The organism is Clostridium coskatii, assembly GCF_001675205.1.
In the GTDB taxonomy this organism is placed as follows: domain Bacteria; phylum Bacillota; class Clostridia; order Clostridiales; family Clostridiaceae; genus Clostridium_B; species Clostridium_B ljungdahlii.
In genome coordinates, this window is sequence record NZ_LROR01000055.1 from 70,665 (window position 1) to 79,872 (window position 9,208).

The 9,208-nt window shown below is 31.4% G+C and carries 7 protein-coding genes and 1 rRNA gene; 2 read left to right on the forward strand and 6 right to left on the reverse strand.

What is annotated here, in order from left to right; genetic code table 11:
* Positions 1-34: 34 nt before the first annotated feature.
* Positions 35-1,603, reverse strand: coding sequence for a PucR family transcriptional regulator (locus tag CLCOS_RS13900; protein WP_063602145.1), 1,569 nt, complete (start codon positions 1,601-1,603; stop codon positions 35-37).
* A gap of 227 nt (positions 1,604-1,830) precedes the next feature.
* Between CLCOS_RS13900 and CLCOS_RS13905 the strand changes: the two genes are divergently transcribed.
* Together CLCOS_RS13905 and CLCOS_RS13910 are read left to right on the forward strand one after the other, a co-directional pair.
* Positions 1,831-2,979 carry an iron-containing alcohol dehydrogenase gene (locus CLCOS_RS13905; protein WP_063602146.1) on the forward strand — a complete coding sequence of 383 codons (1,149 nt, stop codon included), beginning with the start codon at positions 1,831-1,833 and terminating at the stop codon, positions 2,977-2,979.
* 22 nt (positions 2,980-3,001) lie between these two features.
* Complete coding sequence (locus CLCOS_RS13910) at positions 3,002-4,978, forward strand: FAD-dependent oxidoreductase (protein WP_063602147.1); 1,977 nt, start codon at positions 3,002-3,004, stop codon at positions 4,976-4,978.
* Between the two features lie 225 nt (positions 4,979-5,203).
* Here the strand turns inward: CLCOS_RS13910 and CLCOS_RS13915 are convergent, their stop codons facing one another.
* The 5 genes from CLCOS_RS13915 to rrf form a co-directional block, all read right to left on the reverse strand.
* The gene (locus tag CLCOS_RS13915) at positions 5,204-6,655 is read right to left on the reverse strand and encodes a sensor histidine kinase (protein WP_063602148.1); all 1,452 of its coding nucleotides are present in this window, start codon (positions 6,653-6,655) and stop codon (positions 5,204-5,206) included.
* Positions 6,656-6,678: 23 nt separating this feature from the next.
* Positions 6,679-7,374, reverse strand: coding sequence for a response regulator transcription factor (locus tag CLCOS_RS13920; RefSeq protein ID WP_063602149.1), 696 nt, complete (start codon positions 7,372-7,374; stop codon positions 6,679-6,681).
* 21 nt (positions 7,375-7,395) lie between these two features.
* The gene (locus tag CLCOS_RS13925) at positions 7,396-8,208 is read right to left on the reverse strand and encodes a CPBP family intramembrane glutamic endopeptidase (RefSeq protein ID WP_063602150.1); all 813 of its coding nucleotides are present in this window, start codon (positions 8,206-8,208) and stop codon (positions 7,396-7,398) included.
* 44 nt (positions 8,209-8,252) lie between these two features.
* On the reverse strand, positions 8,253-8,501 hold the full coding sequence (locus CLCOS_RS13930) for a hypothetical protein (protein WP_063602151.1): 249 nt from the start codon (positions 8,499-8,501) through the stop codon (positions 8,253-8,255).
* A 231-nt stretch (positions 8,502-8,732) separates the two neighbouring features.
* Positions 8,733-8,849 (reverse strand): 5S ribosomal RNA (gene rrf, locus CLCOS_RS13935).
* Positions 8,850-9,208 lie beyond the last annotated feature (359 nt).

Here is a 9,208-nt window from a genome sequence, read left to right on the forward strand (position 1 = left end):
TTTTTATGATATTATCACTTTATCATTAACGTAATTATTTTTCAATTCCTATTTGTTTTACTAATTTTAAAACCTTTTCTGATAATTGTACTTCAAATAACAGTTCACTATTATTAAAGTCAATATTCGTTAATTCTATAATACGTTTAATTCGATATTTTAAAGTATTATAATGAATGTGGAGAGCTTTCGAAGTTAAAGTAACATCCTGATTATGTTTTAAATAAGCACACAGTGTTTTAAAAAAATCACTATTTTTTTCTTCATCAATATGAATTAAAAGTTTTACAATTGGGTGAACAAGGATTTTAAGATGTGCTTTGTCTCCAAAACTTAAAATCATATGTGTCACTATAAAATCATTATAATTTAAAATTCGCTCAGAACTATGTATTTGATTTCCAATTGATAAACTAGTAATAGTTTGCTTATAATATTCTGATAAATCATATAAATTATGAAAAACCTTACTGATACCAGCCCTACAGTTGTGTTTTTCTAGTAATTTTCTAAATAAGTTCAATTCATTTTTATTAAATATATTTTCTCCTTTAACATCCAGTAAAACCACAATATATTTATCATAAATAATTACTGTATCTCTATTAAAATAATTTTGCATTTTTCTTTTCAAATAATAGATTTTATCTTCATTTCTATTTATATCATTTAATTCAATGGCAATAACATATAAATTATCATAAAGTTTTAAATTGAATGATCTTGCACGTTCGCTAATGGCATCATGGTCATATAATTTCTGATTGAGCAATGCCGTAATAAATGAATCCACTAAAGGATTGGTAGATGAGAAACTTTCATTAGAGCCCTTAATCGTCAAAGAAAGAAATCTACAGAGAGTGATTAACATTTGTTCATCATATTTTGTAATTGGCTTATTGTATTCTAACATCTTCAAATATGCTAAAGGCTGCTTATTTTTTAAGACTCTTCCTACTAATTGTCTATGATTTAGTAATCCGGATTCCCATAAAATTAGATCTGAATTTTCATTATGCTCACTTTCTATATCCCTATCAATTTTATTTTCCATGATTGAATTAACATACGCTTCAGTTACATAGCCTTTCGAAAGTGTCCATTCCCACAGTGGTTCATTTTTTATAGTATTTCCTCCAGCATGTGCCATAAAGCAAAGAGAAATATCCACTAATAATAAAGGGTTGCCTAAAGTTTCATACCCAACATCCAAAAGCTGCTGGATAGTTGTCCCCTCTTGACAAAGTTCTAACAACTTATTTGTGAAATTAACCATTTTAATCTCCATATCAAATAAGTCCTGCAAGATGTCTATGATAGAGGTAATGTCACTCTTGTTAGAAACTAAAATGATATTGGACATACTTTCTTGCTTGTATAAAGTAGATAATAGAATATCTTCATATAACATATAGTTTGCTCTGCTAGAAGAAGGCATTTCTGCCAAGTCGGACACTTTCCCTATATACAAATAATCAGAAAGATATACTGAAACATCTTTATTTAAATATCGAAATCCTATCAATTCACAATCTTCTTTAAGATGGACTTTTATGCTGAATTTATCAAGTAATCCAGTAATTGTAGAAAATTGTACAGACATAATTATCCCTTCTTTGTTGAAATATTAACTATCTTACTAATCTAATCATAGCAGAAATTAGCATAGTAAACAATTGCATAAGCAATAATATCCAATTAATACTTGTAAAAAATTACAAATTATATTATTCAAATTCTCAAACCTTGACGAAGATATTAAAAATATGCAGTGTTATAATTTTCTTAAGGTTGATAAAAAAATAACAATAATTGCTTGGAGGGATAAACATGATAAGAAGATATGGTCAGCTATGTACAGTAGCTTACGGCACTGGTGCAATTAATTCAACGGGAGAAATTGCAAAAGAATTAGGATTTACAAAAGTAATGATTGTAACAGATAAACAAGTTGAAGCTTTAGGACACTCTCAAAAATCAATAGATAGCTTAAAAAAAGCAAATATAGAAACTGTCATATTTAATGGTGTAGAAATGGATGCACCTGATTACACAGTAGAAGCTGGTGGTAATATGGCAGAGAAAGAACACGTAGACGGTATTATCGGTGTAGGTGGAGGAAGTGTGCTGGATACAGCAAAAGGAATAGCTTGTTTTGCTGCAAATGAAATCACAGTTAGTGATATGATACATCATGCACCTATGAGAAATCCACCAGTAAAATTTGTTTTAATACCAACCACATCAGGTACTGGCTCAGAATGTACCTTTGTAGCTGTCATTACAGATACTAAAAATCACGAAAAAGTTGGATGCTTTTCTGTGCCATCTTTTTCAATTTTAGATCCAGAACTTACTCTCAGCTTGCCAAAGGATATTACAGTTTATACAGGTATGGATGCTTTTTCACACTGCACTGAATCCTTAACAAGCATGCAGCCAAATCCTCATTCTGATTTACTTGCTTATGATGCAATTGAAAGAATTGTAAATTGGCTTCCTGTTGCATATAAAGAACCTGGTAATTATGAAGCTAGAGATAATTTGGCTTTAGCAAGTAATTTTGCAGGTAAATCCTTCAATGATTCTACAGTTCATGTTGGACACGCTATTGCACATTCCTTTGGAGCTAATTTTCACATTCCACATGGCATAGGTTGTGCATTAGTAACACCTACTGTAATAGAATTAACAGCTCCAAAATTCCCTGAAAAAATTAAAAAAGTAGCTAAAATCATGGGAATTATAGTTGATAGTGAAGATGGTGTTGTAATTGGAAAAACAGTTGCAGATAGTGTTCGTAAATTTATGAAATCCTTAAAGATTCCTTCTTGTAAAGAGCTGGGACTTAAGAAAGAAGATGTTTTAAATTGTACAGATTATGTACTCAGTGAGCCTTTGCGCAATTTTGCTGGTGTTCCTGTAACAGATGAAATGGTTCCAAAGTTGCTTGAAAAAATCTATGACACATATCAATAAAAGAATATAGGGGGATTTACTTATGAGTTATGAAAATTTATTATCTCCAATAAATATTGGAAGCTTAAAAATACGAAACCGTGTTGTAATGGGAGCCATGGGATCAGCAACTGCAAATGAAAATGCAACAATTTCTGAATGTGAATGTGCATACTATGCTGAACGAGCTAAAGGTGGAGTAGGACTTATTATCAATGAAGTTACTCGAGTGAACAACGATACTGGAATTATGATGCCCCGCCAATCTTCTGCAGCTACTGATGAATGTATTCCAGGCCTTAGAAAGCTTGCAAATGCAGTACATTATTATGATGGTGCTATCTTCATTCAATTGCATCATCCAGGACGTCAAACTGTATGTGAAGTAATTGGCGGAAAGCCAACAATTTCTCCAAGCGGCATTAAAAGTATGCTAACTCAAGCACCCTGTCGTGAAATGACAAACGCAGAAGTAAAGAGTCTTGTACAAGATTTTATAAATGCAGCAGAAAGATGCTATAAAGCTGGTATTGATGGTGTTGAACTTCATGCAGCACATGGATATATGCTAAATCAATTTCTTTCCCCATTTACAAACAAACGAACTGATGAATACGGTGGAAGTACCGAAAATAGAGCTCGTATTATTAAAGAAATTATCCAGGGAATTCGTCAGCGAGTTGGCCGTGAATATCCAGTAATTATGAGAATATCTGCAGATGAATTTTTAAGAGATTCTGTATTTCCAATTAAGGAAGATGGATTATTGTTAGATGAAGCTGTCGAAATCTGTAAATATCTTGTACCTTTTGGACTGGATGCAATAAACGTATCTGCTGGAATTTATGAAACAATGAATAAAGCTTGGGAACCTACTTCTTATCCAGAAGGATGGAAAATATATTTAGCAGAAGCTGTTAAAAAAGCAGTTGATGTGCCTGTATTTGGAGTAGGTACCATCCGTAATCCTGATTTTGCTGAAAAAATTATTTCAGAAGGAAAAGTAGATTGCGTAACAATTGCCAGAGGCTTACTTGCTGATCCCGATTGGGTAAAGAAAACTGCTGAGGGCAGAGTAGATGAAATTCGAAGATGTATTTCATGTTTAAATTGCATGGATTCCATGGCAGTTAATGGTATGAAAGGTGAACCATTTTCTTGTGCAATTAATGCAAGAGCTGCTCGCGAATGGTTTTATAATAGTTCCAGACAAGATGGAAATGGACGTATGGTAGTTGTCGTAGGTGGAGGTCCATCCGGAATGGAAGCAGCACGTGTTCTAGCAGAACGTAAATTCAAAGTAATACTATTTGAAAAAAATTCAGAACTTGGCGGACAATTATGTTTAGCAAACAAGCCACCTCACAAAGAAAAAATTAATTGGCTTATTAAATATTTTGAAGTTCAATTAAAAAAATTAGGTGTTGAAATTCATTTAAATACACCAGCAACAATAGAATCCATTAAAGAATTAAATCCATATGCAGTGTTTATAGGCACAGGCTCCACGTCTATAGTGCCTAAATCTATTCCTGGTGTACAAGGTAAAAACGTTTGTACAAGTTCTGATATTTTATCAGGAAAAGTTAAAATTTCAAATAAAAAGGTGGCAGTTATAGGTTCTGGTATGACTGGACTTGAAACAGCTGAATTATTAGGTACAATGAACAATAAAGTATACGTTGTAGAAATGATGGATAAAATTGGTCCTGATGCTAGCTGGCAAAACTTAACCGATGTACAAGGCAGATTAGAAAAAATGAACACCTCTTTCATGCCATCTCACAAATTAGTAGATATTACAGACGAGTCAGTTATATTAGAAGAAAAAGATGGAGAAAAAGAGAAGCTTCCAGTTGAATATGTAGTACTTTCTTTAGGAGTACGTGCTGATCAAACTTTAGCAGAGGAATTAAATACAAATTTCCACAATGTAATTAAAATTGGTGACACTGCACAAGTTGGCAGGATTGCAAATGCAGTATCTACAGCGTTTGCAGAAGCTTATAAATTAAACTAAGACATGTATTAGAATTGCTACTAAATTAAGTGATTCTTAGGTCCAGATGGAGTTTGCTTATAAGGATAACTTTCTCCAGCTAAACCTTAGAAGAACTTATCCAGGCGCGTATCAGTGCTTATCCCCACTTTGATAGAAGATGTGGGTATTAGCAATGGTAGCGATCGGATAAATACTATGGGACTGCTGCATTAAGTAATTTACTCTTAGTGCAGCACTCTCTTTTTAAAGTTTTAGCCTAAATACTGTTTTGTATTTCTTACATTTTTCAAGAGTCAAAGTTCCTCCATGCTTTTGTACTATTTTATTCGCAATAGAAAGTCCAAGTCCCGTACCACCTTTTGTATACCTTGACTTATCTCCTCTTACAAAGGGTTCAAATATATTTTCTTTTAGACTTTCATCAATGCCAACTCCATCGTCTGCAATTATAAGTTGTATTTTTGAATTGTCATAAGTCAATTCTATTTTTGCCTTTGTCCCAGCTTCATTGTACTTCAATATATTAGACATAATATTTGAGATAGCCCTTTCCATCTCTACTTTATCAAATTCATATACAATTTCGTCCTCTGGTAAGTTTATTTCAAGTTCAAAATTCTTTTCTTCAAATTCATTATAGTATTCAGATACTATTTCTCGTACAAACTCACAAAAGTCGCATTTTTCCTTGCTTATTAAAAACTTGCTGTTATCAAGTTTTGTAAACTCATGAAGATTTTCAATTAGAGAAACTGTTCTCTTTGATTTATTGTATATTATGTTTAAATACTGTTTAATTTTTTTATCATTTTCTACCACACCATCATTAAGTGCCTTGGAGTATCCCATAATGGAAGTTAATGGTGTTTTCAAATCATGAGATATATCTGATAAAAGCTGTTGTTTCAAATTTTCCATCCTGTTTCTTTCAAATATTGAAGCTTCAATCTTTTCAGCCATAAAATTAAAAGCATCTCTTATTTCTCCAAATTCATTTTCTGCATTAAAATTAATCCTTGTTGAATAATCTTCTTCAGTCATTCTCTTTATGCCCTGCAGTATTTTTTTTAATGGCATAACTACCTTTTTAGTAGTTAAATAAGCATATAAAAATACGGATACTGTTAGAAACACTATAATTATAAATATACCTACCAATATATAAATTGCAGCTTTTTTAATATACTTGTCCGGGGAAGGTGCTATGTCCACATTTAATGTCACTATTCCAGGAGGCACTTTCACAATGCAATAAAGATCTTCACCATTACTATTAAAAGCTGTAACAGAATAAAAGTAAGAAGTGCCACTTTTTAAGTTATTATAGGATAAATCCATAAAATTCAAAAGTTCATTTTCAGTATAATTTGTTACCTTATCTTTTTTAGTTCCTATAACATAGATAACCTTTTTATTTGAATTAAGTATCTCAACCCAACCTTTTGAAGCAACAATTTTTGATGCATCAATTTTTTTATAATCACTTTTTACTATTTTCGATGCCATAAAAAATTTCTGGGTATCTTTTATGTAGTCTTCTGATGAAACCATCTTTCCTATGCTAAAAATCATAAAACCTATAGTGCCTGATAAGACAAGCAGCATTAAAAATACAAATATAATGTAATTTTTGAACATAGTGATATATAATCTCTTAAACTTTTTTCTTAGGTTTTTTAATGTTTCAAAAAACATATATGATACACTCCATGACCTGATTACTTTTTACTTTCAAATTTATATCCAAGTCCTCTTATGGTTTTTAAATACACTGGGTTTTTGGAATCTTCTTCAATTTTATCTCGCAATTTGCTAATGTGAACCATTATTGTATTGTCATCACCATAAAAGGGTTCATTCCAAACAGACTCAAAAATCTGCTTTTTAGTAAAAACTTTTTTAGGATTGCCCATTAAAAGTAGCAAGAGCTTGTACTCTGTGGATGTAATTGATATAGGTTTATCCCCTTTATAAATGACACAGCAACTAGTATCGAGTTTTAACTCTCCAACTACTATAGTTTCCGTATCCTTTTCTTGATTACAATTAAATTCAGAGCATCTTCTAAGCTGTGCCTTTACCCTTGCCATTAATTCCAGTGGATCACAAGGTTTAGTTATATAGTCATCCGCCCCAAGTTCAAGGCCCAATATTTTGTCGCTTATTTCACTTTTAGCTGACATAACAATTACAGGAATTTTATATTTTTCTCTTATTTTTTTTATAAGCTGATATCCATCCATATTTGGCATCATTATATCAATTATTGCAATATCAATTGCTCCTTCTTTTAAAATATCCAGTGCTGAAAATCCATCATAAGCTCCAAATACTTCGTAATTTTCCCTTTCAAGATATAATGTCATCAGTTCTATTATTTCCTGCTCATCATCAGCAATTAAAATTTTTTTCATAGATACAAGCTTTCCTTTCCTTTAAAATGCTTTTTTACATTTTCTATAATTTCTATAAGAATATAAAACATATATAATAAATAGTATAATACCTGCAATCATAAAGCTAGAATTAACATTTAAGAAATTGTTTCCGCCGCCGCTGCTTTTCAAGCCATTTATAAACGTAATAAAATTGTTACACATATGCAGTATAATTGAAGGCACCAGTGACTTATACTTATATACAAGAAGAGCACAGCTTATTCCCAAAAGTAAAAGCATAGGGTTGATATTTAAATGCATAGCGAAAAAAATAACTGAAGAAAAAAAGATTGATTTACCAATTCCATATTTATTGTACAACCTGCCCATAAGTACTCCTCTAAAAATGAATTCCTCTGCTATAGGTGCTATAATAACTGTTGATATGAAACTAATTCCTATAATAAAATTTGTATTCAATTCAGGAGATTTATTTACCAAATTTGACTGCACATTGCTTAACATAGTTGGGTTTATATAATTTACTAAAGCTAGCATTATTAAAATAAATCCCGTTCCTCCCATATAGGTTATTATTAAATTCACTGGAAGCTCTAATGCAAATCCTTTTTTAGAAGGTTTCTTTACAAAATCATAGACATTTATATTATTATTTTTCATAAACTTTAAAGTAATCAGAAACCATAATACTGTTATTATAAGTGCACAAATTTCTATATAACTATCTGTCAAATGTACTTTAAAAATTTTTCCAAGTACTACAAGTATTCCTATACCTAACGCAAGTATGCAAAGTATTTTTAAAAATAAATATCTTGTCCTAGTCCCTTTAAGTAATTCAAAATCCATAAACATTCTCCTTTTATGCTGTAATTTCTTTATTCCAATTTGTTTTAACAAAATAAATGCTCAAAGCTGTTCCTATAACAAAGCAAGCAATTCCAAGCGCAGCCCACTTTTCTCAATTCTAACATAAACCATACTAAAACCCCCAAATTACATAATAGTAAAAATAAATTTTCATCTAATATTCCTGTTGATTTTACAAAGCTTAGTTCAGAAATTATACAGAAAAAAATTACTACAGCAGCATAAACCAGTATTACTTTTCTTATTTTCATAGTTTTAAAAAAATTATCCATATACAATACATCCTACCTTTAAGTTTAATTTTTACATATTTAAGTTTAAACGTGTATACTTTCATGTCTCTTAACTAAACCTTAAAGTTCCCTTAATTTTTGAAATAAAAAAGATGGAGCGTTAAATAACACTTCATCTTTTCATCACCTTCATAATTAAAAAAATTTACTTTTAACCATATACTTAAATACCCACTGCATAGAATATTCTACACAATGGGTATTTTACTTACCTGGCAGCGACCTATTCTCCCACAGGGCCTCCCCTGCAGTACCATCGGCACTCTGAAGCTTAACCTTCCTGTTCGGTATGGAAAGGGGTGTTACCTTCACGTCATTACCACCAGATACCGATTTGTCAAAATCTTTGATTTTGGTATAAATCGGTACTCATCAGCTTTAGCTGATTGAGTCTCATTAAATCATCGAAAATTGCTATAAACTTCTCATATTTTCGTCAAATCTTTCATTGCGGTGCTCATTTACACAAGTAAACTCTACTCCTCATTCAAGCCTTTCCTCAATCTGATCGCTTCTATCAATTCTCTTTTATATTAACTTTTAAGAGTCCAAATTACTCTGTCCTCTCAAAATTGCACAGTAAACTTTTTTTCTTTCGTTTTTATTTGGTCAAGCCCTCGACCTATTAGTATCAGTCAGCTTAACAGGTTGCCCTGCTTACACCTCTGACCTATCTCCTCGTGTTC